Source organism: Streptomyces sp. S465, from assembly GCF_026898115.1.
In the GTDB taxonomy this organism is placed as follows: Bacteria; Actinomycetota; Actinomycetes; order Streptomycetales; family Streptomycetaceae; genus Streptomyces; species Streptomyces luomodiensis.
Map to the genome: position 1 here is coordinate 7,288,985 of NZ_CP114036.1, position 23,730 is coordinate 7,312,714.

The following is a 23,730-nucleotide window of genomic DNA, read 5'->3' on the forward strand; positions in this document are numbered from 1 at the left end:
CCCGCACGCACGCGCACATGACACCTATTCGGGTATTGCCTCCCGTCGGTGCCCGCAACAGCCGTACCGTGGGTAGCACTGTCGCAGATCTTGCGTGCGAAGGAGTCTTCCGCCTATGGAGTACGGCACGTCGCGCTGCGGCGACGGCCGGGGCGAGCCGCCCGCGGTGCCGGAGCAGCGCACGGGTGTCCACGGGAGGATGCCGCTCGCGGTCGTCGTCATCGACGCCGACGGACTCGTCACGCACTGGAGTTCCGGGGCGCGCAGGCTCTTCGGACCCGCCCGCGAACAGGCCGTCGGCGCTCCCGCCGTCGATCTGATGCCGGTCTCCGGCGCGTTGCGCGGCGCACACGTGCGCACCGACGCGACGGGCCACCCCGAACTCGACGACTCGCGGCTCGGCACCGTGTCCTACCCCACCGCGGGGCGGGCCCGTATGGCGGACCCGGACCATGGCCAGGCCGACGTCCTGTGGTGGGCGTACCCCCTGGTGGGTCCCGAACCGGAGCGGCTGCTGGTGCTGGCGGCGGACGCCAAGGGGGTGGGCGGCGGCGCGCTGGGGCAGGACGAGCGGATCGCACCGGTGTTCGCGCTGCACACCGAGTTCCCCGGCGCCGAGCGGCTGGCCGACCGGCTGCCGGACATCCTGCCCAACATGGGTCCGGCCACGGCCGGCCGGATCGTCGCCCAGGTGCTGGAACTGGGCTATCCGGTACTGGAGATCAGCCGCTGTGAGCGGGTGCCGGTGACCCCGGACTGGGGGATGCCCCGCTACCGCGAGCGCCTGGCGCGCCAGGAGGCCGTGCGGCGGCGCGGGGTCGTGGCGGACGGCGCGCCGGAGCAGGCGCACGCCCCCGAGCGGCCGCTGGACCCCGGCGATGTGGACCTGGAGCACGCGGCGGTCCGTGAGCGGCTGGAGTTCCTCAACGAGGTCAGCGGCCGCATCGGCACCTCCCTGGACCTCGCCCGCACCATCCGCGAGGTGACCAGCGCCGCCGTCCCGCGCTTCGCGGACTTCGCCGGGACGCATCTGCGCGCCCAGGTGCTGGCGGGCGAGGGGTTCCCCGAGGGCCCGCCCGACGTCACCACCGTCTGGCACCGTGTCTGGGTCGAGCACAACGACGAACCGGGCCGCTGGGACGACACCGTGCCGGTCGGGGAGAGCATCGCGTTTCCCGATCACACCCCGTTCTTCCAGTGCATGGTCACCGGCGATCCGGTGCTGATCCCGTACATCAGCGACGAGGTGGGCGACCGGATCGCCGGGCAGTTCGAGAAGCGCGACCTCAGACCCCTGATCAACGGCCGGTCGATCCTGATCGTGCCGCTCAAGGCGCGCGATGTGGTGCTGGGCTTCATGGTGCTGCTGCGGCGCCCCGGGCGTGAGCCGTTCGACGACATGGACCGCACGACCGGAGCCGAACTGGCCGCCCGCGCCGGGCTCGTCCTCGACAACGCCCGTATGTACACCCACCAGGAGAACGTCGCGGAGACGCTCCAGGACAGCATGCTGCCCCAGGTGACCCCGCGCATGGCGGGCTGTGACACCGCCACCCGCTATCTGCCCGGGACCCGGCTCGGCCGGGTCGGCGGCGACTGGTTCGACACCATCAAGCTGCCCGGTTCGCGCACCGCGCTGGTGGTCGGCGACGTCATGGGGCACGGGCTCACCTCGGCGGCCATGATGGGGCAGTTGCGCACCGCCGTGCAGACCATGGCCGCGCTCGACCTGCCGCCCGCCCAGCTGCTGCGCAGCCTCGACGATCTGGCCCAGCGGCTCGGTGAGCACTACCTGGCCACCTGCCTGTACGCCGTCTACGACCCCGTCCGCTCCGAGCTGCTGATCGCCAACGCGGGCCATATCCCGCCCGTGCTGGTGCGGGCCCAGGACGGCCGCAGCGAGCTGCTGGACCTGCCGACCGGGGCGCCGGTCGGCGTGGGCGGAGTGCCCTTCGAGACCGTGACGGTGCGGGTGACGCCCGGCGACCGGCTGGTGCTGTGCACGGACGGCCTGGTCGAGGTGCGGGGCCAGGACATCGGCGCCGGGCTCGCCGCGCTGTGCGAGTCCGCGGCGCATCCGGCGGCGTCCATGGACGACGCGTGCGACACCATCATCCGGGCCCTCGCCGCCGCCTCCCGGGACCAGGACGGCCGTGGCGGCCGTAAGGACGACGTGGCGCTGTTGATGGCCCGGCTGAACGGTATCCCGGCCGAGGACGTCGCCCAGTGGCGGCTCGCACTGGACCCCAGCGAGGTCGGGCGGGCCCGCCGGCTCGTGCGCGAGCGGCTGGTCCGGTGGGGGCTGCCGGAGGCCGTGGAAACCGCCGAGCTGCTGGTGAGCGAGGCGGTGACCAATGCGATACGGCATGCCCACACCCACCATGTGCGGCTGCGTCTGGTCCGCACGGACGCCCTGCTGTGCGAGGTCACCGACGACGACCACGAGGTGCCGGCGCTGCTGGGCGCGGACCGGGACGACGAGAGCGGGCGCGGGCTGCGGGTGATCAGCGAGCTGGCGCGCGAGTGGGGCACGAGCCGCACGGGGCGCGGTAAAACGGTCTGGTTCGAGCAGGCGTTGGCACACCCAGGGGAGCGGCGATGAGCGTCTCGGAGCGCTACCGGCAGGCGTGGGAGAGCTACTGGCGGAACACCTCGGACGCTCCGGGGGACGCCATCTGGGACGCGGACCCCTCGCTGAGCGCGGCCCCGCACCTGGACCTGCTGGCGCCGCACGCCGACCCGTCGCTGCCGATCGTCGACCTGGGCTGCGGCAACGGCACCCAGACCCGCTATCTGGCCACCCGCTTCGAACGGGCGCTGGGCGTCGACCTGTCCCGGGCGGCGGTGGAGCACGCACGGCGCGCCGACCCGGCGGGCGTGGCGGAGTACCAGCAGCTGAGCCTGACGGACGCGGCCGGAGTGCGGGAGCTGTCCCGGCGGCTCGGCGACGCCAACGTCTATATGCGTGCCGTCATCCACCAGAGCGACGCCCCCGACCGGCGCGCGGTCGCGGAGGCGGTGGCCACGCTGCTGGGGCGGCGCGGGCGGGGGTTCGTCGCGGAGCTGACGGCGGAGTCCAAGGCGGTGCTGGGCGAGCTGGCGGCGAGTCCGGGCGGTCCGCCGCCGAAGCTGCGCCGGGTCCTGGACCACGGGCTGCGGCCGGCCGACGCGGCGGACAAGGAGATCCCGGAGGTGCTGGCGGAGGCCGGGCTGGAGATCCTGGCCGAGGGCCCGACGGCGCTGGCCCAGACGGAGCGGTGGCCGGACGGCTCACGGGTCGAGCTGCCGGCCCGCTGGTTCGTGGTGTCGCGGGCGTAGCGCCGGCCCGGTGGACGGCGGCGGGCGCACACCGGGGCGGAACGGACCCGGTCACCGGGGTGTGGCCAGTGGATTGGACCAGTTATCCACAGGGGTGGTTCGGGTCCGTCGCGGCGCGTAACGTGACGAGGCATGAAGATCCTCATCAGCGCCGACATGGAGGGCGCCACCGGCGTGACCTGGCCGGCTGATGTGCTGCCCGGCACCCCGCAGTGGGAGCGCTGTCGCCGGCTGTTCACCTCCGATGTGAGCGCGGCCGTCGCCGGGTTCCTCGACGGCGGCGCGGACGAGGTGCTCATCAACGAGGCGCACTGGAGCATGCGCAATCTGCTGCTCGAGGAGCTGGACGAGCGGGCCCAGATGCTCACCGGGCGGCACAAGAGCCTGAGCATGGTCGAGGGGGTGCAGCACGGCGATGTGGACGGTGTGGCCTTCGTCGGCTACCACACCGGCGCGGGCACCGAGGGCGTCCTCGCCCACACCTATCTCGCCAACTCCATCACCGGGGTGTGGGTGGACGGCGCACGGGCGAGTGAGGGCCTGCTCAACGCCCTGGTGGTCGCCGAGTACGGGGTGCCGGTGGTGCTGGTGACCGGGGACGACAAGACCTGTGAGGACGCCAGGGGCTATGCGCCGCACGCCCGTTCGGTCGCGGTCAAGGACTATGTCTCGCGCTATGCGGCGGTGTGCCGCACCCCCGCCCGCACGGCCGCGGACATCCGGGCGGCGGCGCGGGAGGCGGCGGTGCTGGCGGTGCGCCATGAGCCCGCCCGCGGCGGGCCGTTCACGGTGGAGCTGGAATTCGACGCCGAGCATCTGGTGGGGGCGGCGAGCGTCGTACCGGGCGTGGAGCGCAGCGGCGAGCGGCGCGTCGCCTACACCTCACCGACCATGTACGAGGGCATCCGCTGCTTCAAGGCCGTCACGACGGTCGTGTCGGCCGCGGTGGAGGAGCAGTATGGCTGACCTGGACCATCCCGAGGCGATCGACGCCCAGGCGCTGGAGGAGGTGGTGCGGTTCACCTCCGAGCTGATCAGAATCGACACCACCAACCGCGGCGGGGGTGACTGCTCCGAGCGCCCGGCCGCCGAGTATGTGGCCGAGATGCTCGGCGACGTGGAGATCGAGCCCACTTTGCTGGAGCGGTCGCCGGGGCGCACCAACGTCGTGGCCCGGATCGAGGGCACCGATCCGGCCGCGCCCGCGCTGCTGGTCCACGGCCATCTGGACGTGGTGCCCGCCGAGCCCGCCGACTGGACCGTGCACCCCTTCTCCGGGGAGGTGCGCGACGGGGTCGTCTGGGGCCGGGGCGCCATCGACATGAAGGACATGGACGCGATGGTGCTCGCCGTCGTCCGGGCCTGGGCGCGCACGGGCGTGCGGCCGCGCCGGGACATCGTGCTGGCCTTCACCGCCGATGAGGAGGACAGCGCCGCCTGGGGCGCCGGCTTCCTCGCCGAGCGGCACGCCGGGCTCTTCGAGGGCTGCACCGAGGGCATCAGCGAATCCGGGGCCTTCACCTTCCATGCCGGGGCCGGGAGGCGGATCTACCCCATCGCGGCGGGGGAGCGCGGCACGGCCTGGCTGAAGCTCACCGCCCACGGCCGGGCCGGACACGGCTCCAAGGTCAACCGGGCCAACGCGGTCAGCCGGCTGGCCGCCGCCGTCGCCCGGATCGGTGAGCACAGCTGGCCGGTCCGGCTGACGCCCACGGTGAAGGCCGCACTCACCGAACTGGCCGCGCTCCAGGGCATCCCGGCCGATGTGGACGCCGCGGACTTCGACGTCGACGCCCTGCTGGCCGAGCTGGGGCCCGCCGCCGCCCTGATCGAGCCCACCGTGCGCAACAGCGCCAACCCCACGGTGCTGGAGGCCGGCTACAAGGTCAATGTGATCCCGGGCAGCGCCACCGCGTTCGTGGACGGGCGGATACTGCCCGGCGGCGAGGAGGAGTTCCAGGACACCCTCGACCGGCTCACCGGGCCGGATGTGGAGTGGGAGTTCCACCACCGGGAGCGCCCGCTGCAAGCGCCGGTCGACACCCCCACCTACCGGGCGATGCGCACCGCCGTCGAGCACTTCGACCCGGGCGCCCGCGCCGTGCCCTACTGCATGTCGGGCGGCACCGACGCCAAGCAGTTCTCCCGGCTCGGCATCACCGGATACGGCTTCTCGCCGCTGCGCCTGCCCGAGGGCTTCGACTATCAGGCGCTCTATCACGCCGTGGACGAGCGGGTGCCGGTGGAGGCCCTGCACTTCGGCGTCCGGGTGCTCGACCACTTCCTGCGGAGGGCGTGAGAGACGGTGCGGCAGCAGACATCGGCACAGCAGCAGACGGCGGCACAGCAGCAGACGGCGGCACAGCAGCAGACATCGGCACAGCGGCGGACAGTGGTCACGGCCCCCTACGGAACCTGGCGCTCCCCGATCGACGCCGCGCTCGTCGCCTCCCGCGACGGCCATCCGGAGTATGTGGGCACGGTCGGCGAGGAGGTGTGGTGGACCGCGCCGCGCCCCGAGGAGGGCGGCCGCCGCGCCCTGATCCGGCGGCGGACCGACGGCGCGGAAGTGGCGGTGCTGGCCCCGCCGTGGAATGTGCGCAGCAAGGTGATGGGGTACGGAGGGATGCCCTGGGCCGCGGTGGACCGCGCGCGCGGCGGCCCGCTGGTGGTGTTCGTCCACTTCGCCGATCAGCGGCTGTACGTCCATGAGCCGGACGCCCCGGCCCAGGGCCCGCCGCGCCCGCTGACCCCGCTGTCTGCGGTGGGGGAGGGGCTGCGCTGGGCGGATCCGGTGATCCATCCGGACCGCGGCGAGGTGTGGTGTGTGCTGGAGGAGTTCACGGGCGAGGGGCCGACGGATGTGCGGCGGGTGATCGCCGCCGTGCCGCTGGACGGCTCGGCCGCCGAGGACCGGACGGCGGTGCGGGAGCTGACCGGCGACCGGCACCGCTTCCTCACCGGGCCCCGGCTCTCGCCCGACGGCCGGCGGGCCGCCTGGATCGTCTGGGACCACCCCCGGATGCCCTGGGACGGCACCGAGGTGATGCTGGCCGATGTCGCGGAGGACGGCTCCCTCACCGGCGCCCGGACGGTGCTGGGCGGGCCGGACGAGGCGGTCGCCCAGATCGAGTGGGCCGAGGACGGCGCGCTGCTCGCGGCCACGGACCGCACCGGCTGGTGGAATCTGCACCGCCTGGAGCCGCCGGCGGAGGCGGCCGGCGCCACGGCGTGGGACCGGGCCCGGCCGGTGGCGCTGTGTCCCCGGGAGGAGGAGTTCGCCGGGCCGCTGTGGAAGCTCGGCCACCGCTGGTTCGCCCCGCTGTCCGGCGGTCTGATCGCGGTGCTGCACGGCCGGGGCGCGATGACCCTCGGCATCCTCGATCCACGGACCGGCGATCCCGCCGATGTGCCGGGCCCCTGGACCGAATGGGAGCCCACGCTGGCCGTGAACGGCACACGGGTGGTCGGCGTCGCGGCGAGCCCGCACAGCGGCCATGAGGTGGTCGAGCTGGACGTCTGCACCGGCCGCTCCCGGACCATCGGCAGCGCTCACACCGACCCCGTGGACCCCGCGTACCACCCCCGGCCGCGGACCCGCACCTTCACGGGTCTGGGCGGCCGGGAGATCCACGCCCAGGTGTATCCGCCGCACCATCCCGGCCACACCGCGCCGGAAGGTGAGCTTCCGCCGTATGTGATCTGGGCCCACGGCGGGCCCACCGGCCGCGCCCCGCTCGTGCTCGACCTGGAGATCGCCTATTTCACCTCACGCGGCATCGGCGTCGCCGAGGTCAACTACGGCGGCTCCACGGGCTACGGCCGCGCCTACCGCGAGCGGCTGCGCGGGCAATGGGGCGTGGTCGATGTCGAGGACTGCGCCGCCGTGGCCGAGGCGCTCGCCGACGAGGGCACCGCCGACCGCGCCCGGCTCGCGATCCGCGGCGGCAGCGCGGGCGGCTGGACGGCGGCCGCCTCCCTCACCGCCACCGAGCTGTACGCCTGCGCCACCGTCAGCTACCCCATCCTCGACCTGGTCTCCTGGGCCACCGGCGGCACCCATGACTTCGAGTCCCGCTACACCGAATCGCTGGTCGGCCCGCTCGCGGAGGTGGCGGACCGCTACCGCGAGCGCTCTCCGCTGTACCGGGCCGACCGCGTCGGCTCGCCCTTTGTGCTGCTCCAGGGGCTGGACGACACCATCTGCCCGCCCGAGCAGTGCGAGCGGTTCCTGGCGGCGGTCTCCGGACGCGGCGTACCGCACGCCTACCTCACCTTCGAGGGCGAGGGCCACGGCTTCCGCCGGGCCGATACGATGATCCGCGCCTTGGAGGCCGAATTGTCGCTGTACATCCAGACCTTCGGACTGCACAGATCCGATGTGCCCACCCTGGAGCTGCTGACGTCAGCGGCCCCGAACTCCACTGGAGGAGCGAGTTGACACCCCCACCGGCCCCGCGCGTCCTCGGCCGTGAGCCGCTGCCCGCCGCCGTCGCCGACGCCTGGCCGCAGGGCGGCGAGCCCGAGACCTGGCTGCTGAACGTCTCCCGGTACACGGCGGCCATGGACACGGGCGCACCCGGCAAGACCCTGGACGCCGAGGAGCGGGAGCGGGCCGCGAAGTTCCTGCGGGCGGAGGACGGCGAGCGCTATACGGCGGCCCATATGGGGCTGCGCGAGCTGCTCGGCGCCTATCTGGGCCTGGCCCCGTCCGATGTGCCGTTCACCCGTGAGCCGTGCCCCGGCTGCGGCGGTCCGCACGGCCGCCCCGCCGTCTCCGGCACCCCGCTGCACTTCAACATGTCACACGCCGGTGATCTGGTGCTCTTCGCCTTCGCCGGCACCCCGGTCGGCGTGGATGTGGAGAAGCTCCAGCCCGTCTCGGTGGTCGACCAGGTCGCCGAGAGCCTGCATCCGAGGGAGCGCGCCGAGCTGAGCGCGCTGTCGCAGGCCGACCGGCCCGCCGCCTTCGCCCGCTGCTGGACCCGCAAGGAGGCGTATCTCAAGGGCCTGGGCACCGGTCTCTCCCGGGACCCGGCGGTCAACTACGTGGGCACCGGGCTCACCCCCGTGCCGGTCGGCCCGTGGACCATGACCGACATCCCGGTGGACGAGGGCATATCCGGTGGCGCCGGTTATGCGGCGGCCATGGCGCTGCTGTCATCATCGCCGCATGTCTGACATCCGGTACGTCAGCGAGGGAACCCGGGCGGCCATCCGCCGCACCCGCCGCGAGGACGGTGCGGAGTTCATCCGGCGCGCCCGGGAGAGCGTGGCGTTCCACCGCCCCTGGCTCACCCTTCCCACCACGGAGCAGGCGTATGAGTACTACATCAGCCAGCTGGAGCGCGAGGACCGCGAGGGCTTCCTCGTCTGCGTCCGGACAACCGGTGACCTCGCCGGGTTCATCAACATCAACAACATCGTGCGCGGCGCCTTCCAGTGCGGCTCGATCGGCTACGGGGCCTTTCCGCCCGCCGCCGGACAGGGCTATATGTCCGAGGGGCTCGGGCTCGTGCTGCGCCACGCCTTCGGGCCGCTGGGGCTGCACCGCGTGGAGGTCAACATCCAGCCGGGCAACAAGGCGTCGATCGGGCTGGTGAAGCGCCATGGCTTCCGGCTGGAGGGATTCTCCCCCGACTTCCTCCACATCGAGGGCGCCTGGCGCGACCACGAGCGCTGGGCCATGACCAGCGACATGCTGGACAGCGGCCCGGAGCCGGCTGACGGTCCCGCCTGACGGGGCGGCCTGATCGGTCCCGTAGCGCTCTGTTCAGCCGGCCCGCGACGTTGTTCCATGGGTCACCTGACGGTCGCCGCAGCCGAGGTGGCCCAAGGCAGTCGGAGCGAGGGAGCCCGTGGCCACGAGCGTGCGACGCACCACCCTGACCCTTCCCACCGCCCCTCTCGGGCCGGACAACCCCCTGCCCGCGCTGCACCCCCTCGACGAGGTGCACCGCGTGGACGACCGCGTCCGGGCCACACTCCCGGCCGACATGGCCCGTCAGGTCGCCTATGAGCCACTGCGCTCGGTGCTGCCGGTGCGGCTGCGCGACGGCTACGGCCGCGACCGCGCCCCCGCCACGCTCGACGCGATCGTCCTGGAGAACGGCCGGCTGCGGGCCACCGTGCTGCCCGGACTCGGCGGCCGCGTCCACTCACTCGTCCACAAGGCCACCGGCCGTGAGCTGCTCTACCGCAACCCCGTGTGCCAGCCCGCCGACTTCGCGCTCAACGGCGCCTGGTTCTCCGGCGGGATCGAGTGGAACATCGGCGCCACCGGCCACACCACCCTGTCCTGCGCACCCCTGCACGCCGCCCGGGTCCCCGCCCCCGACGCCGCCGACGGGGGCGCGATGGTGCGGCTGTGGGAGTGGGAGCGGCTGCGCGACCTGCCCTTCCAAGTGGATCTGTGGCTGCCCGCCGACTCCGCGTTCCTCTACGTGGGTGTCCGGATCCGCAACCCCCACCACCACCCCGCCCCCGTCTACTGGTGGTCCAACATCGCCGTCCCCGAGGACGAGCACACCCGCGTCCTCGCCCCCGCAGACGACGCCTGGCACTTCGGCTACGCCCGCACCCTCCGCCGGGTCCCGGTCCCCGAGTGGGACGGCGCCGACCGCAGCTATCCGCTGCGCGGCGCCTACCCCGCCGACTACTTCTACGACGTGCCCGAGGGCGCCCGCCGCTGGATCGCCTCGCTCGACACCGACGGCAGCGGCCTCGTCCAGACCTCGACCGATCTGCTGCGCGGCCGCAAGCTCTTCGTCTGGGGCGCCGGGCCCGGCGGGCGGCGCTGGCAGCGGTGGCTGACCGAGCCCGGCACCGGCGGCTACGCCGAGATCCAGGCCGGGCTGGCCCGCACCCAGCTGGAGCACGTCCCGCTGGAGGCGGGTGAGGAGTTCGCCTGGCTGGAGGCGTACGGACCGCTGTCCGCCGACCCGGCCGCCGTCCACAGCGCCGACTGGGCGGCCGCCCGCCGCGAGACCGAGGCCCGCCTGGAGGCGGCGCTGCCGCGCGCCGCCGTCGACGCGGCCTACGCCGCCTGGCGCCCGCACGCCGACGCGGAACCCGCCGAGCACCTCGCCACCGGCTCCGGCTGGGGCGCGCTGGAGGTGGAGCGCGGCGGCTTCGAGCTGCCCGGTACGCCGTTCGACCCGGGCACGCTGGGCGAGGAGCAGGAACCCTGGCGCCGGTTGCTGCGCACCGGCGCCCTGCCCGACTGGGCGCCGGACGCCTCCCTCGTCGGCCCCGGCGCCTCCCTGGTCGCGCCCGCCTGGCGCGACCTCCTCGAAGCGGTCCCCTCCACCGCCGCCGCCGAGTACCACCTGGGCGTCGCCCAGTGGCATGCGGGCGACCGCGCACAGGCCGAGCGCAGCTGGGAGCGGTCGCTGCGGTGCGCCGAGACGCCCTGGGCACTGCGCTGTCTGGCCGTAGCCGACACCGCGTCGGGTCATCCGGCGCGCGCGGCGGAGCGGCTGCTGCGCGCCGTACGGCTCCTCCTCGCCTCGGCCGCCGCACACGCCGCGCAGGAGTCCGCACCGGTCCCGGCGCCGGAGGCCCCGGTGCCGGACGTCCCGGTGCCGGAGGCGGCGGGCGCGGCAGCGGGGGCGGGGGCGTCGGCCGCCGTCTCCCTGGCCCCGCCGCCCGTCGCCGCCGATCCGGTCGCGCTGGAAGCGGCCGAGGCGGCCGAGGCGGCGCTCGGCCGGGAGGCGATCGCCGCGCTGCTCGCGGCCGGCCGCGCCGACGACGCACGGGCGGTCCTCGACGCGCTGCGCCCCGCCATCCGGGCCCGCGGCCGCTTCCACCTGGTGCGCGCCCAAGTGCTGCTGGCCCAGGGCGACGCCCCGGCCGCACGGGCCGTCTTCGACGAGGGTTTCGAGGTCTGCGATCTGCGCGAGGGCGACGAGGCGTTGAGCGACACCTGGTACGCGGTCGCGGAGCGGTTGGTGGCGGGGGCCGGGGAGCCGCTGACCGAGGAGGTGCGGCGGCGGGCGCGGGCCGAGCATCCGCTGCCCGAGCGCTATGAGTTCCGTATGCGGCCCGCAGAGGGACCTGCCGGCCTGTATAGGGACCTGCGGCCCGCTGGGCGCCGTCCTGCGCGGAGCACCACGAGCGTGGAAGCGCGTGAGCGGAATCGCTGCACGGGCGGCTGACCGATGGAGCCGGAGGCGGGGGAGTCGGCCGGGTCCGGGGACGGGCCGGTGAGGTGGCTGGAGGCGGAGGCCGGCGCGGCGGGGGCCGGGCCCCGCGCTCCCGCGAGAGCGGGACGCTTCCTCCCAGGAGGGCTCGACCGGCGGGCCGGCCGCCGCGGCGGAGGCGGTCCGGATCGAGCGCGATGACCTCCGTGACGTGGACGGTCTCTACGAGGAGACCGACCACGAGGAGATCACCGCGGATCCGGGACCGCCCTCCTGGCGGGTCTGGCCCTCTTGAAGGGTCTGGCCCTCCCGACGGGTCTGCCGGACGGTGTGTTCACGGGCGGGTCACGCCATCGGATTCCGGTCGACGTACTCGAAGATCGAGCCGTCGGGGTGGCGGGCCACCAGGGTGCGGCCCACCGGGGCGGGCAGCGGACCGGCGACGATCTGCCCGCCGACCGCCGTGAGGTCGGCGACCGCCTGGTCCACGTCCTTCACCGCGATCGTCGCCGTGATCTTACGGAGAATCGACAGCTCCGACTCCGGGCCGCTCATCAGGAAGAAGCAGCCGACCGCCGCGACCGAGACGGGACCGCGCTGGAAGCGCACCGCCTCGGCTCCCGTCAGCCGTTCGTAGACGGCGATCGCCGCGTCCAGATCGTCGACGCACACACGGAGTGAAGTCCCCAGAATATCCATGCGGGCGAGCCTAGTTGAACTGCTCAGACGCGGCAGAGGATCTCACCGTGCAGGACGGCGAACCAACCGTCCGGGGCCTCGCCCCAGGTCCGCCACGCCTCCGAGATGGACCGCAGCTCGTCCTCGGTGGCATGGCCGCCGTCCACCGCGAGCCGGGCGTACGAGGAGGCGACCGTGCGGTCCGCCCACAGACCGCTCCACCACGCCCGCTCCTCCTCGGTGGCGTAACACCACGCCGTGGCGGTCGAGGTGACATCGGTGAACCCCGCCTCCAGGGCCCAGGAACGCAGCCGGCGTCCGGCGTCCGGCTCGCCCCCGTTGGCCCGTGCCACCCGGTGGTACAGATCCAGCCAGCTGTCCATGCCCGGGACGGACGGATACCAGGTCATGGTGGCGTAGTCGGCGTCGCGCACCGCCACGAGCCCGCCCGGTGCGCATACGCGCCGCATCTCGCGCAGCGCCCGCACCGGGTCGCCGACGTGTTGCAGCACCTGATGGGCGTGGACCACGCAGAAGGAGTCGTCGGGGTAGTCCAGCGCGTGGACGTCGGCGACCGCGAAGGAGACATTGGCCAGTCCGCGCTGCTCGGCCAGTGAGCGGGCCTGCTCCAGGACCGAGCCCGCCGCGTCGACGCCCGTGACCTGCCCCTGGGGGACCAGCTCGGCCAGGTCCGCGGTGATGGTGCCGGGCCCGCAGCCGATGTCCAGGACGCGCATATGCGGCTTGAGGTGGCCGGTCAGATACGCCGCGGAGTTGGCCGCCGTGCGCCAGGTGTGCGAGCGCAGCACCGACTCATGGTGACCGTGGGTGTAGACGGCGGCGTCCTTCGGCATGGTGGAACTCCCCCTTCGGGCCGGTGTTCGGTAGCTCCACCGTAGAGGGCATCTCGTATCACGAGAAGAACTGTCTCACGATGTGAGTGAGGGGTGCATGGCGAAGGGGGCGGTGGGGTCTGCCCCACCGCCCCCTTCGGGGCACGGGAATTGCCTAGGGCGGTTCGGTCACATCGCCGAGGCTGATCACGCCTAACGGACGCCCCGCCTCGACCACCGGGAGCCGCCGCACCGCATGCCGCCGCATCAGCGCGGCCGCCTCGGCCACCTCCTCGTCCGGTCCGATGGTCACCGGGTCCGCGGTGCACACCGCATGGCAGGTGACCGCGAGGGGGTCGACGCCCTCGGCGACCGCGCGCAGGGTGATGTCGCGGTCGGTGAGCACCCCGAGCAGCTTCCCGCCGTCGGCCACCAGCACTTCGCCGATGTCCTGTGCGCGCATCAGCTGGGCGGCCTCCACCAGCGAGGCATCGGGGTGGACCGAGACCACGGGCCGTGTGATGACGTCCCGCACATGGCGCGGCGGGTCCTGGGACATCTGTGACATCTGTCCACTCCTTCGTGGGTGATGTGCTGCCCGCAGTACCCCGGCCGCGCCCTGCCATTCATGCGCGACGGAGACGCGTCGAGACCTCGATCTCCTCGCCCTTCCTTACGTTCCCAGGGCTCCTACGTCCCAGGGCTCCTACGTCCCAGGGCGCAGCCCCAGTGCCGAGACCACCTCCTGCACGGTGTGGAACGTCTGGTCCGCGGGCAGCTCCTCGGCCAGGTCCATCAGGCCGTCCGGTGCGTGCCGATCCTCCAGGGTGCGCAGCAGCGCCTCGCGATCGGCGGGGAACGACGTACGCCCCAGGCGGCGCGCGAATTCGAACCGCACCGCCTCGGCCTGACCGGTCGTCCCACGGGCCGGGACCGGCCCCAGGGTCACCTCCGGGTCGTCGTCGGCGGACGGCTCCGGGTCGTGCCACTCCTCGGCCCGGGTGGGGTGCCCGGAGCGGATCAGTCCCTGGAGCTCGTGCTTCATCTCATCGTCCTTGTGGACGCTCAGCCGGTCGCTGCCTCGCTGCATGTCGGTCCCCTTCCTCAGCGGGTCCGTTTGTCTCTCGGGTCGGTCGCGGTCCCGAGACGTGTCACTCCGTATCGCCCTCGTACGGCCAGCGCAGCAGTGCGCCCAGGCCGCCCACCGGGATGTCGCCGCCGTCCGTCTCCTCGTCGGCGGGCGCCACCGTCAGCACCTCGGCGCCGGTGACCACGGCCGAGCGGATCAGCGCGTCGTCGGCGCGGGCCGGGGACGGCCGGGCATCGCCCAGGTACTGGACATCGGTACGGCGCAATGCGACCTGGTCCGGTTCGGTGCCGACCCATACTTCGCGGTAGAGGTCGACCCCGTCGGGGCGTACCAGCAACGAGCCTATGCGGTGTTCACGCGCCGCGTCGACCAGCGCCGGAACCCCTTCGGCGGCCGCCACGCGCCCGCCCGAGGGCGTCCGGCCGGCCCGGAACCGCTCCATCGCCGCCTCGTCGCGCTCCCGTGTGTACTGTGCGCGCGCCTCGTCCACTTCCTGTTCCAGCAGCCGGGCGGCATGGGTGCCGGGCGGGGCGGAACCGGCGGCGCGGCCCCCGTGCGGGGTCTCCACGGCCGCCTCGCGCAGCGGCTTGGGCAGCTGGTCGTGGACCGCGCGCCGCTCGCGCGCGTCCCCGGCCAGCACCAGCAGATCGGCGTGGGTCTCCTCCTGGCAGGTACGCAGCTCATCGGCGATCAGCGCCGCGTTGTGCTCCCAGGTGTTCTCCGTCTTGAGCTGGAAGTGGCGTTCCGACCAGTCGGCGCTGGCGGTCCGGTGCACCGGCCACTGCCGTCCCCGCACCGAGCCGACCCGCTCGCCACCGCGCCCGTGGCGCAGCTCGACGTCCGCGCCGGTGCGGTCGATGTAGGCCACCAGGCAGGACGGGTCCTCGCCGGTCAGCTCCAGCAGCGGCCCCACGTGTGGCAGCGCCGACCAGCACGGTGGTTCGCCCAGCGGCGGCGGGGTCAGCAACGGCAGGTCGACGACCACCTCACCGGCCGTGGCGAAGACGGCCCACCCGGCCGGCCCGGCGGCGGGCGGCAGCGCGGTCAGCCTGTCGTACACCGCACGGCAGGTGTCCTGGTCGGCGCCCTGCCGCTCCAGCCGACGGCTCGCCTCGCGGGCGGCGCGTTCCTGTTCCTCGGCCGCGGACTCGTCGGGGTGCGAGGTGTCGAAGTAGACGCTGGCCCACGGGCCAGGGCGGTCGTAAAGCGGTTGGAGATGTCCGAGTCGCATGTACTCCCTCCAGGTTTTGCGTCCCCCACGCGTACCCCTCACCACGTCGTCAACACGGGCTCGTGCGGACGTTTGACGACCCCGGGGAGGGGGACCCGTCGATCGGCCGAGCGGCCCGTAGGGAGTGAGGAGCGGCGTCGGACGTGGGACATCAGGGGCCGCGTCCGACGCCGTGCCCTGCGTAGGTCCGGGTACCCGTGCCCCTGTTAACGGCGGTGGGGCACGGGTACCCGGCGGTACATGACTGACAAATCGGCCTATCCCAAGGCGGGTCTGCCGTCGGCCGGGGACCTGGCGGAACCGGTCGCGCGGGCAGTCCGCGAAGAAGTACGCAGAGAGCTGCGCGAGCAGTCCGGGCGGCGCGCCGTCCGCCTCTACGGTGGCGCGGCGGCGGCCGCGCTGTACGCGGGAGGTGCGCTGACGGCGTGCCTGGTGCTGCTCTTCGCCATCGCCATTCCGGCGTGGGCGGCGGCGCTGGTCGTGTTCGTGCTGCTGCTGGTGGCGGCCGGGTGGCTCAAGAATTCGGCGGGGCGGGGGGCGGGGCCCGCGGCTGCGCCGCGGCACGCCGCTCCTTCGGCGCCCTCGGGTCCTGGTGGTCCTTCTGCGGGCCAGGGCGCTCCTTCTGGCCCCTCCGGCCCTTCGGCCGGGCCCTCGCCATCGGAGCCTCCGCCGCCTCCGCCGCCTCCGCCTCCGGGGGCGGGGGGACCTCCGCCGCCTCCGCCGCCTCCGGGTGCCGGAGGGCCTCCTCCGCCGCCTCCCCCTCCGCAGACGGGGTGATCGCCCATGGCTGAGAATCCGCTACTGGCCAGGCATCGCGAGGCCCTGGACCTCTTCACCGAGCGCGTACACGCCATCCGGCCCGATCAGTGGGACGGCCCGACGCCGTGCACCGAGTGGACCGTGCGCGATCTGGTGAACCATCTCGCGGTCGAGCAGATGTGGGTGCCGCCGCTGATCCACGAGGGGACGAGCGTCTCCGACCAGGGCGATGCGCTGGAGGGCGATCTGCTCGGGGACGATCCCGTCGCCACGTGGGACGCGGCGGCGGCCGCGGCGCGGGACGCCTTCCGGGAGCCGGGGGCCCTCGACCGGATGGTCGAGCTCTCGTACGGGGAGAGTCCCGCCACGCATTACTGCGCCCAGATGACGGCCGACGCGGCCGTGCACGCATGGGACCTGTCCCGGGCCATCGGGGCGGACGAGCGCATTCCGCGGTCGTTGGTGGACTTTTCGGTGCGGGAGGTCGCGCCGTACGCGGCGGATTTGGAGGAGAGCGGGCTTTTCGCGGCGCCCGTCGATCCGCCGCCGGGGGCGGATGCGCAGGCCCGGCTCTTGGCGCTGCTGGGGCGCGAGCCGTAGGCGTGTGAGTCCCCCACCCCGCCCCTTCCCGAACCGATGGGGCTCCGCCCCCTCGACCCCCACCGGAACTCCGCCGCGGCCCCCGCGCACAGCGGACCCGGCGATGGCCCGGAGGCCACGGTGGCGTGCCCATCCACGCACAGGCGGCACGGGTCCGGCTTCACACGGCCGGACGGCGCGGGCCGTGCCTACCCCGTGGTCAGCGGTGCGGGTGGGGCACACCTCTGGGCGGGCGGCCGCAAGCATGTCCGCGGTATGTCCACGGGTTACGGCGGGTGGGCGGCGTGGCCGTGTCCACCCCCGTGTGCGGCGGCGCGGGGGTGCCTGCTCCGTGGACGGTGTGGCTACCCGTGGGCGGGCGCTGCGGGTGTGGGGCTATCCGTGAGTGAGAGACGCGGGGCGTGCCCGCCTGTGTGCGCCATCCATGGTCAGCGGCGGCGGCCGCAAGGTCCACCGGCGGATGGGCGGCGTGGCCGTGTCCTCCCCCCGTGTGCGGCGGCGCGGGCGTGCCTGCCCCGTGGGCGGGTGCCGGTGCGGCTACCCGTGGGTGGGCGTTGCGGGTGTGCCTACCCCGCCGTGAGCGGGGCGGTGTGGGCGTGCCCGCCCCTGGGCGGTTGGGGGGCGGGTGCGGTTGCCCACCCGTGCGCGGCGGCGTGGCCGGCCGTGTCCTCCCCCCCCGTGTGCGGCGGCGCGGGCGTGCCTGCCCCGTGGGCGGGTGCCGGTGCGGCTACCCGTGGGTGGGCGTTGCGGGTGTGCCTACCCCGCCGTGAGCGGGGCGGTGTGGGCGTGCCCGCCCCTGGGCGGTTGGGGGACGGGTGCGGTTGCCACCCGTGCGCCCCACCCGTGCGCGGCGACGCGCCGGGCGTGCCCGCCCTTGAGTGGGGTCGTGGGCCTGCTGTCCACCCCGCGTACAGGCGGCGCCGCCGGCGTGCGCACCCGTGCGCAGGCGGTACGGGTGGACACCCCCGTGCACAGGCGGCACGGGTGGGGCACACCCCCTTGGACGGGCGGCATTACGGGTGGGCATACCACCCATGGACAGGCGCCGCCGGCGTGCGCACCCGTGCGCAGGCGGCGCGGGTGGGCCCACCCATGCACAGGCGGCGCGGGTGGGCACGCCCCATGCGCGGGCGGCGCGGGCGCGGGTGGGCGCGCCCCGGGGCCGTGCGGGTGTGTGTGGGGCGGAGGGGGCCGCCCCACACCCATCACCCATGCACCGGAACCGGGTGAACCGCGCCCCGCGGAATTCAGCAGCGGACTGCTGGGCGGTCCCAGTGGCGGTGGGCGGCTATCGCTTCGGTGAAGGCTTGGGTGAACTCCTCGCTCGCCGTGCCCGTCGTCGCGTCCGTGACCACGCCGCGGTCGGCGCAGACGTGGCCGTGGCCCGAGGCGATGTGGAGGCCCTCCGGTTCCAGGGTGGCCAGGATGCCGACGCCGGAGCCGAGTGCCCCGATGGGCTTGCCGTGGCGGTAGGCGTCGCGGACGAAGCGCATGGCGGTGCTGTCCGAGGCCAGGTCGGGGGTGCCGGTGGGGCCGCCGGGGAGGAGGACGGCGTCGTAGAGGACGGAGGCGACCGTGGGGAGGGCGCGGTCGACCGCGTAGCCGTTGCCGTCGGCGCCGCGCACCTTGCCGTCGTGCGCGGCGAGGGCCTCGACGACGGCGCCCTGGGCGGTGAGCGCCTCCTGGGCCTGGGTGAGCTGCTCGGTGTCCACCCCGTCGGTGACCAGTACCGCGATCTGGCGGGTGCGGATCGAGCCGTCGCCCTGGAGGTTGTCGAAGCTCAGCGCGGGCGAGGACTGCGGCTTGTGGTTGGCGGCGCCCGGTTCCGGATTCGCCACGCCGATGCCCTGGGCCACCTGCGAGGCCAGGTCGTAGTCGACGTGGGCCAGCTGATCGACGGTGCGCTCCCGTACGTGTACCGCGCCGACCTTGCCCAGTTCGAAGCGGAAGGCGTCCACGATGTGGCGCTTCTCCCAGTCGCTCATGCTGTTCCAGAACAGCGCGGCCTGGCTGTAGAAGTCCTTGAAGGACTCGCTCCGCTTGCGGATCTTGTGGCCCTCGACCCGCTCCGCGTAGTGGGAGAAGGCATAGCCGTCCGCGCCCGCGATCGCCGGGCAGCCCCCGCCGAGGGAGTTGGGGGAGTAGTTGGTGCCCTGGTGGATCGCGGTCTGGTGGTAGCCGTCCCGGTGGTTGGTCCGGGCCGGGGCGACCGGCTGGTTGACCGGGAGCTGCGAGAAGTTGGGGCCGCCGAGCCGGATCAGCTGAGTGTCCAGGTACGAGAAGTTCCGGGCCTGGAGCAGCGGGTCGTTGGTGAAGTCGATACCGGGGACGACGTTCCCGGTGTGGAAGGCCACCTGCTCGGTCTCCGCGAAGAAGTTGTCCGGGTTGCGGTCCAGGACCATGTGGCCGATGGGCCGCACCGGCACCTGCTCCTCCGGAATGATCTTCGTGGCGTCGAGCAGATCGAAGTCGAAGTTGAACTCGTCCTCCTCCGGGACCAGCTGCACCCCCAGCTCGTACTCGGGGTACTCACCCGCCTCGATCGCCTGCCACAGATCGCGCCGGTTGAAGTCCGGGTCGCGGCCCTGGCACTCCTGCGCCTCGTCCCACACCAGCGAGTGGACGCCGAGTTTCGGCTTCCAGTGGAACTTCACGAAGGTGCCGCGCCCCCGCGCGTCCACGAAGCGGAAGGTGTGCACGCCGAAGCCCTGCATCATCCGGAAGCTGCGCGGAATCGCCCGGTCCGACATGAGCCACATCATCATGTGCATGGTCTCGGGCTGGAGCGAGACGAAGTCCCACAGGGTGTCATGGGCGGAGGCGCCGGTCGGGATGTCGTTGTGCGGCTCCGGCTTGAGCGCGTGCACGAAGTCGGGGAACTTGATCCCGTCCTGGATGAAGAAGACCGGCATGTTGTTGCCGACCAGGTCGTAGTTGCCCTCCGAGGTGTAGAACTTCGTCGCGAAGCCCCGCACGTCGCGCACCGTGTCCGCCGAGCCCCGGGGCCCCTGCACGGTGGAGAACCGTACGAAGACCGGGGTGCGCACGGACGGGTCCTGGAGGAAGGCGGCGCGGGTGAACTCCGCGCACGACTCGTACGGCTCGAAGTAGCCGTAGGCGCCCGCGCCCCGCGCGTGCACGACCCGCTCCGGGATGCGCTCATGGTCGAAGTGGGTCATCTTCTCGCGGAAGTGGAAGTCCTCCATCAGGGTCGGGCCGCGTTCGCCCACCGTGAGGGAGTCATCGGTGTGGTCGACCGCCACACCCTGGTCGGTGGTCAGCGGGCCTTCGGCGGGATCGGCGGCACGGTACTTCTCGCGCTGCCGCTCCTTGCGGTTCTCCGTCATCGTGCCGATCCCTTCGTCGAGCCCTTCGCCGTCTTCGCGAACTCCTCCAGGAACGCCTCGTGGAACGCCTTGAGGTCATCGGGCTTACGGCTGGTGATCAGGGTGTTGGGGCCGCCGGTGCAGACCTTGACCTGCTCGTCCACCCACGTCCCGCCGGCGTTGGTGATGTCGGTGCGCAGGCTCGGCCAGGAGGTGAGGGTGCGGCCGCGTACGACGTCGGCCTCCACCAGCGTCCAGGGGGCGTGGCAGATCGCGGCCACCGGTTTGCCGGCGTCGAAGAAGCCCTTGGCGAAGGCGACGGCCGCCGTGTCCAGGCGCAGGAAGTCGGGGTTGGCGACGCCGCCGGGCAGTACCAGGGCGTCGTACTCGTCGACCGTCGCGTCCTTCACGACCTGGTCGACCTCGAAGGTGTCCGCCTTGTCGAGATGGTGGAAAGCCTGGACGCGGCCGGGCTTGGTGGACACCAGCCGGGGGGTGCCACCGGCGTCCCGGACCGCCTGCCAGGGGTCGGTCAGCTCAACCTGTTCCGTGCCTTCCGGGGCGACGAGAAAGGCGACCTTCATTGCTGTTCACGTCCTTCCGGTCCGGATATCGCTCTCGCGTCTCGCATGCGTGCGTCCGGTGCGGCGGGTAGCCAGCCGGACGGGGTCGAAACGGGTACGTCACGCCTCTTCGGAGGATTTCTTCCGGTGCGGCAGGAAGTCCTGCACCTTCGCCTTCAGGCCCTGCCGGACCATGCCCGCCCGGTCCGGGTCGCCCTTGACGATCGACTCGACCGTGGCCTCCATCTGCTCCCAGGTGGCGTGCGGCGGAATCGGCGGCACGGCCGGATCGGTGAGGAACTCCACGACCGCCGGGCCGTCCGCGTCCCAAGCCCGGCGCCACGCGTCCGCCACCTGCTCGGGCTTCTCCACCCGGATGCCGGTCATGCCGAGCGATTCGGCGAACCGCGCGTAGGACACGTCGGGGATCTCCTGCGAGGGCCGGAACTGCGGTGCGCCGCCCATCGCCCGCATCTCCCAGGTGACCTGGTTGAGGTCCTGGTTGTTCCAGACGCCGATCACCAGCCGGGGGTCCTCCCACAGGTGGTGGTACTTCGCCACCGTGATCAGCTCCGCCATGCCGTTCATCTGCATCGCGCCGTCCCCGACCAGCGCCACCGCCGGCCGGTTGGGACGGGCGAACTTGGCGCCGATCGCGTACGGCACCCCGCAGCCCATCGTGGCCAGCGTGCCCGACAGCGAGGCGCGCATCTCGCCGCGCATCGTCAGATGGCGGGCGTACCAGTTGGCGACGGAGCCGGAGTCGCAGGTGAGGACGGTGTCGGAGGGGAGCAGCGGATCCAGGCAGTGGGCCACGTACTCGGGATTGATCGGGTCGGCGGACACCTCCGCGCGCCGGGCCATCACCTCGCGCCAGCGCCGTACACCCCCGATGATCTCCTCCTGCCAGTCGCGCGCCTCCTTGCGCTCCAGCAGCGGCAGCAGCCGCAGCAGGGTCTCGCGGGCGTCGCCGACCAGATTGACCTCGTACGGATAGCGCATCCCGATCATGTGCGGGTCGAGATCGATCTGCACCCCGCGCGCCGTGCCGAACTCCGGCAGGAACTGGGCGTACGGAAAGCTGGAGCCGATCGTCAGCAGTGTGTCGCAGTCCCGCATCATCTCGTACGAGGGGCGGGTGCCCAGCAGCCCGATGGGGCCGGTGACGTACGGCAGCTCATCGCCGAGCGCGTCCAGACCGAGCAGCGCCTTGGCGACACCGGCGCCGAGGGTGTCGGCGATCCGCTGGACCTCCTTGCGCGCCCCGGCGGCACCCTGGCCCACCAGGATCGCGACCCGCTCGCCCGCGTTCAGCACCTCCGCGGCCCGGTCCACGGCGGTGCTGGAGGGCACCGCGGACCAGCCGCTGCGGTCCAGGCTGGAGGGCACCATCTTGAACTCGTGGGTGGGCGCGGAGTAGTCGAGCTCCTGCACATCCGCCGGGATGATCACGGCGGTGGGGGCACGGCGGGCGTAGGCGGTGCGGATCGCCCGGTCCAGGACGTTGGGCAGCTGCTCGGGGACGGTGACCGTCTCCAGGAAGTCGGAGGCCACGTCCTTGTAGAGGCTGTGCAGATCCACCTCCTGCTGGTACGAGCCGCCCATCGCGCTGCGGTGGGTCTGGCCGACCAGGGCCACCACCGGCACATGGTCCAGCTTGGCGTCGTACAGCCCGTTCAGCAGATGGATCGCGCCGGGGCCCGAGGTGGCCGCGCACACGCCGAGGCGGCCGCTGAACTTGGCGTAGCCGACGGCGTCGAAGGCCGCCATCTCCTCGTGCCGGGCCTGGATGAACCGGGGCTCGTTGTCGGCCCGCCCCCATGCGGCGAGCAGGCCGTTGATGCCGTCCCCCGGGTAGCCGAACACATGCTCGACGCCCCATTCGGACAGCCGGGCGAGGAGGTAGTCGGCCACTTTCATGGTCATGTGGGTCATCACTCCGTTCGGGGTTTCTTTCGGCCACTCGGCGATCCGGCCGTGACCGCCTGAGGTCTCAACCGGCCACCTGCGGCAGCACCTTGGTGCGGTAGAAATCGAAGAAGCCGCGCTGATCGGGACCGATCTGGTTGACGTAGACGGTGTCGAATCCGGCATCGGCGTACGCCTTCAGCGCGCCGACATGCGCCTCCGCGTCGTCCCCGCAGACCACCCGCTCGGCCAGCCGCTCGGGGGTGACCAGCTCGGCGGCCTGCTGGAACTGGCCCGGGGTGGTCAGCGTCGACAGCAGTGAGCCGGGCAGCGCCTCGGTCGGCCACAGCCGGTGGACGGTGCGCAGCGCCTCGTCCGGGTCCGGGCCGTAGCACACCTTCAGTCCGCCGCGGGCCGGCTTGCTGTTGCCGCCGGCGCCGCTGCCGCGCCGGAACCGCGCCACCAGTTCCGCGTCCGGGACCACGGTGATGAAGCCGTCACCGACCCGCCCGGCCAGCGCCGCGGCGGCCGATCCGAAGGCCGCGATGTCGATGGGCACCGGCTCCTCGGGCACCGTGTACAGCCGTGCGTTCTCCACCGTGTAGTGCTTGCCGTAGTGGGTGACGCGGCGCCCCTCGAACAGCTGCCGCATCACCATCACGGCCTCCTCCAGCATCTCCAGCCGGACCGGCGCGGTCGGCCAGTGGTCGCCGAGCACATGCTCGTTCAGCGCCTCGCCGCTGCCCACGCCCAGCCGGAAGCGGCCCTCCAGCAGCACCGAGCTGGTCGCGGCCGCCTGGGCCACGATGGCGGGGTGCATACGGATGATGGGGCAGGTCACCGCCGTCTGCACGGGCAGGCTGGTGGCCTGTGCGAGGGCGCCGATCACCGACCAGACGAAGGGACTCTGGCCCTGGGCGTCGTTCCAGGGGTGGTAGTGATCCGAGATCCACAACGCGTGGAACCCGGCCTGCTCCGCCATCCGGGCCTGCTCGACCAGCTCCGCGGGCCCGTGTTCTTCGGCGGCCAGGAAATAGCCGTACTCGGTCATGGGGCCCTCCTCGAGCGCGGGATGCGGCAGATGCGACGGGTAACCGGCGCTCGGGGAAGAAAACCTCGGTCGGCGGGGCGCGGGGCGGGCACGGGGCGCCCCGGTCCCCGCCGGGACCGGGGCGCGCCCCGGTTCCGCCCGTGGCCCGGCCGGGCCACGCCCGGGGCCCGGCGGGAGCTGCCCGGGAGCCGCCCGGGAGCCGAGCGGAACCGCGTGGCGCGGGCGGGGGTTA

General features: G+C 73.2%; 19 protein-coding genes. 10 read left to right on the forward strand and 9 right to left on the reverse strand.

The genetic code is table 11. From position 1 onward, the window contains the following. The first annotated feature begins 115 nt into the window (after positions 1-115). The 8 genes from N6H00_RS30845 to N6H00_RS30880 all read left to right on the forward strand — a co-directional run bounded on the left by N6H00_RS30845 (position 116) and on the right by N6H00_RS30880 (position 11,474). Positions 116-2,602, forward strand: coding sequence for a SpoIIE family protein phosphatase (locus tag N6H00_RS30845; protein ID WP_268975104.1), 2,487 nt, complete (start codon positions 116-118; stop codon positions 2,600-2,602). Continuing rightward, positions 2,599-3,318 (forward strand): class I SAM-dependent methyltransferase, encoded by a 720-nt coding sequence (locus tag N6H00_RS30850; protein WP_268975105.1) that lies wholly within the window; start codon positions 2,599-2,601, stop codon positions 3,316-3,318. The genes N6H00_RS30845 and N6H00_RS30850 overlap by 4 nt, the downstream gene beginning before the upstream one ends. Before the next feature lie 132 nt (positions 3,319-3,450). Next, positions 3,451-4,284, forward strand: a complete 834-nt coding sequence (locus N6H00_RS30855; RefSeq protein ID WP_268975106.1) for a M55 family metallopeptidase — start codon at positions 3,451-3,453, stop codon at positions 4,282-4,284. Continuing rightward, the gene (locus tag N6H00_RS30860) at positions 4,277-5,617 is read left to right on the forward strand and encodes a M20/M25/M40 family metallo-hydrolase (RefSeq protein ID WP_268975107.1); all 1,341 of its coding nucleotides are present in this window, start codon (positions 4,277-4,279) and stop codon (positions 5,615-5,617) included. Before N6H00_RS30855 ends, N6H00_RS30860 begins: the two co-directional genes overlap by 8 nt. 93 nt (positions 5,618-5,710) lie before the next feature. Beyond that, a complete protein-coding gene (locus tag N6H00_RS30865; protein WP_268977177.1) occupies positions 5,711-7,759 on the forward strand; it encodes a S9 family peptidase in 2,049 nt (682 codons plus the stop codon). Then, the gene (locus N6H00_RS30870; protein WP_268975108.1) at positions 7,756-8,499 is read left to right on the forward strand and encodes a 4'-phosphopantetheinyl transferase family protein; all 744 of its coding nucleotides are present in this window, start codon (positions 7,756-7,758) and stop codon (positions 8,497-8,499) included. The genes N6H00_RS30865 and N6H00_RS30870 overlap by 4 nt, the downstream gene beginning before the upstream one ends. Then, positions 8,492-9,058 carry a GNAT family N-acetyltransferase gene (locus tag N6H00_RS30875; RefSeq protein WP_268975109.1) on the forward strand — a complete coding sequence of 189 codons (567 nt, stop codon included), beginning with the start codon at positions 8,492-8,494 and terminating at the stop codon, positions 9,056-9,058. The genes N6H00_RS30870 and N6H00_RS30875 overlap by 8 nt, the downstream gene beginning before the upstream one ends. 118 nt (positions 9,059-9,176) lie before the next feature. Beyond that, positions 9,177-11,474 (forward strand): DUF5107 domain-containing protein, encoded by a 2,298-nt coding sequence (locus tag N6H00_RS30880; RefSeq protein WP_268975110.1) that lies wholly within the window; start codon positions 9,177-9,179, stop codon positions 11,472-11,474. A 330-nt stretch (positions 11,475-11,804) separates the two neighbouring features. On the opposite strand, the gene N6H00_RS30885 is transcribed toward N6H00_RS30880, so the two are convergent. From N6H00_RS30885 to N6H00_RS30905, 5 genes are all read right to left on the reverse strand, one after another. Continuing rightward, a complete protein-coding gene (locus tag N6H00_RS30885; protein WP_268975111.1) occupies positions 11,805-12,158 on the reverse strand; it encodes a VOC family protein in 354 nt (117 codons plus the stop codon). Between the two features lie 23 nt (positions 12,159-12,181). Beyond that, positions 12,182-12,991, reverse strand: coding sequence for a class I SAM-dependent methyltransferase (locus tag N6H00_RS30890; protein WP_268975112.1), 810 nt, complete (start codon positions 12,989-12,991; stop codon positions 12,182-12,184). A gap of 154 nt (positions 12,992-13,145) precedes the next feature. Then, complete coding sequence (locus N6H00_RS30895) at positions 13,146-13,529, reverse strand: CBS domain-containing protein (protein WP_268977178.1); 384 nt, start codon at positions 13,527-13,529, stop codon at positions 13,146-13,148. A gap of 147 nt (positions 13,530-13,676) precedes the next feature. Then, a complete protein-coding gene (locus N6H00_RS30900; RefSeq protein WP_268975113.1) occupies positions 13,677-14,060 on the reverse strand; it encodes a DUF2795 domain-containing protein in 384 nt (127 codons plus the stop codon). 61 nt (positions 14,061-14,121) lie between these two features. After that, a complete protein-coding gene (locus N6H00_RS30905; RefSeq protein WP_268975114.1) occupies positions 14,122-15,291 on the reverse strand; it encodes a baeRF2 domain-containing protein in 1,170 nt (389 codons plus the stop codon). A gap of 240 nt (positions 15,292-15,531) precedes the next feature. Between N6H00_RS30905 and N6H00_RS30910 the strand changes: the two genes are divergently transcribed. Further along, a complete protein-coding gene (locus tag N6H00_RS30910; protein ID WP_268975115.1) occupies positions 15,532-16,068 on the forward strand; it encodes a phage holin family protein in 537 nt (178 codons plus the stop codon). Positions 16,069-16,074: 6 nt separating this feature from the next. After that, positions 16,075-16,650, forward strand: coding sequence for a TIGR03086 family metal-binding protein (locus tag N6H00_RS30915; RefSeq protein ID WP_268975116.1), 576 nt, complete (start codon positions 16,075-16,077; stop codon positions 16,648-16,650). Positions 16,651-17,897: 1,247 nt separating this feature from the next. Here the strand turns inward: N6H00_RS30915 and N6H00_RS30920 are convergent. The 4 genes from N6H00_RS30920 to N6H00_RS30935 form a co-directional block, all read right to left on the reverse strand. Further along, positions 17,898-19,997, reverse strand: coding sequence for a catalase (locus N6H00_RS30920; protein WP_268975117.1), 2,100 nt, complete (start codon positions 19,995-19,997; stop codon positions 17,898-17,900). Further along, positions 19,994-20,560, reverse strand: a complete 567-nt coding sequence (locus tag N6H00_RS30925; protein ID WP_268975118.1) for a type 1 glutamine amidotransferase domain-containing protein — start codon at positions 20,558-20,560, stop codon at positions 19,994-19,996. Before N6H00_RS30925 ends, N6H00_RS30920 begins: the two co-directional genes overlap by 4 nt. Positions 20,561-20,659: 99 nt before the next feature. After that, on the reverse strand, positions 20,660-22,465 hold the full coding sequence (locus N6H00_RS30930; RefSeq protein WP_268975119.1) for a thiamine pyrophosphate-requiring protein: 1,806 nt from the start codon (positions 22,463-22,465) through the stop codon (positions 20,660-20,662). Positions 22,466-22,532: 67 nt separating this feature from the next. Continuing rightward, positions 22,533-23,498, reverse strand: a complete 966-nt coding sequence (locus N6H00_RS30935; RefSeq protein ID WP_268975120.1) for a TIGR03557 family F420-dependent LLM class oxidoreductase — start codon at positions 23,496-23,498, stop codon at positions 22,533-22,535. Between the last annotated feature and the right edge of the window lie 232 nt (positions 23,499-23,730).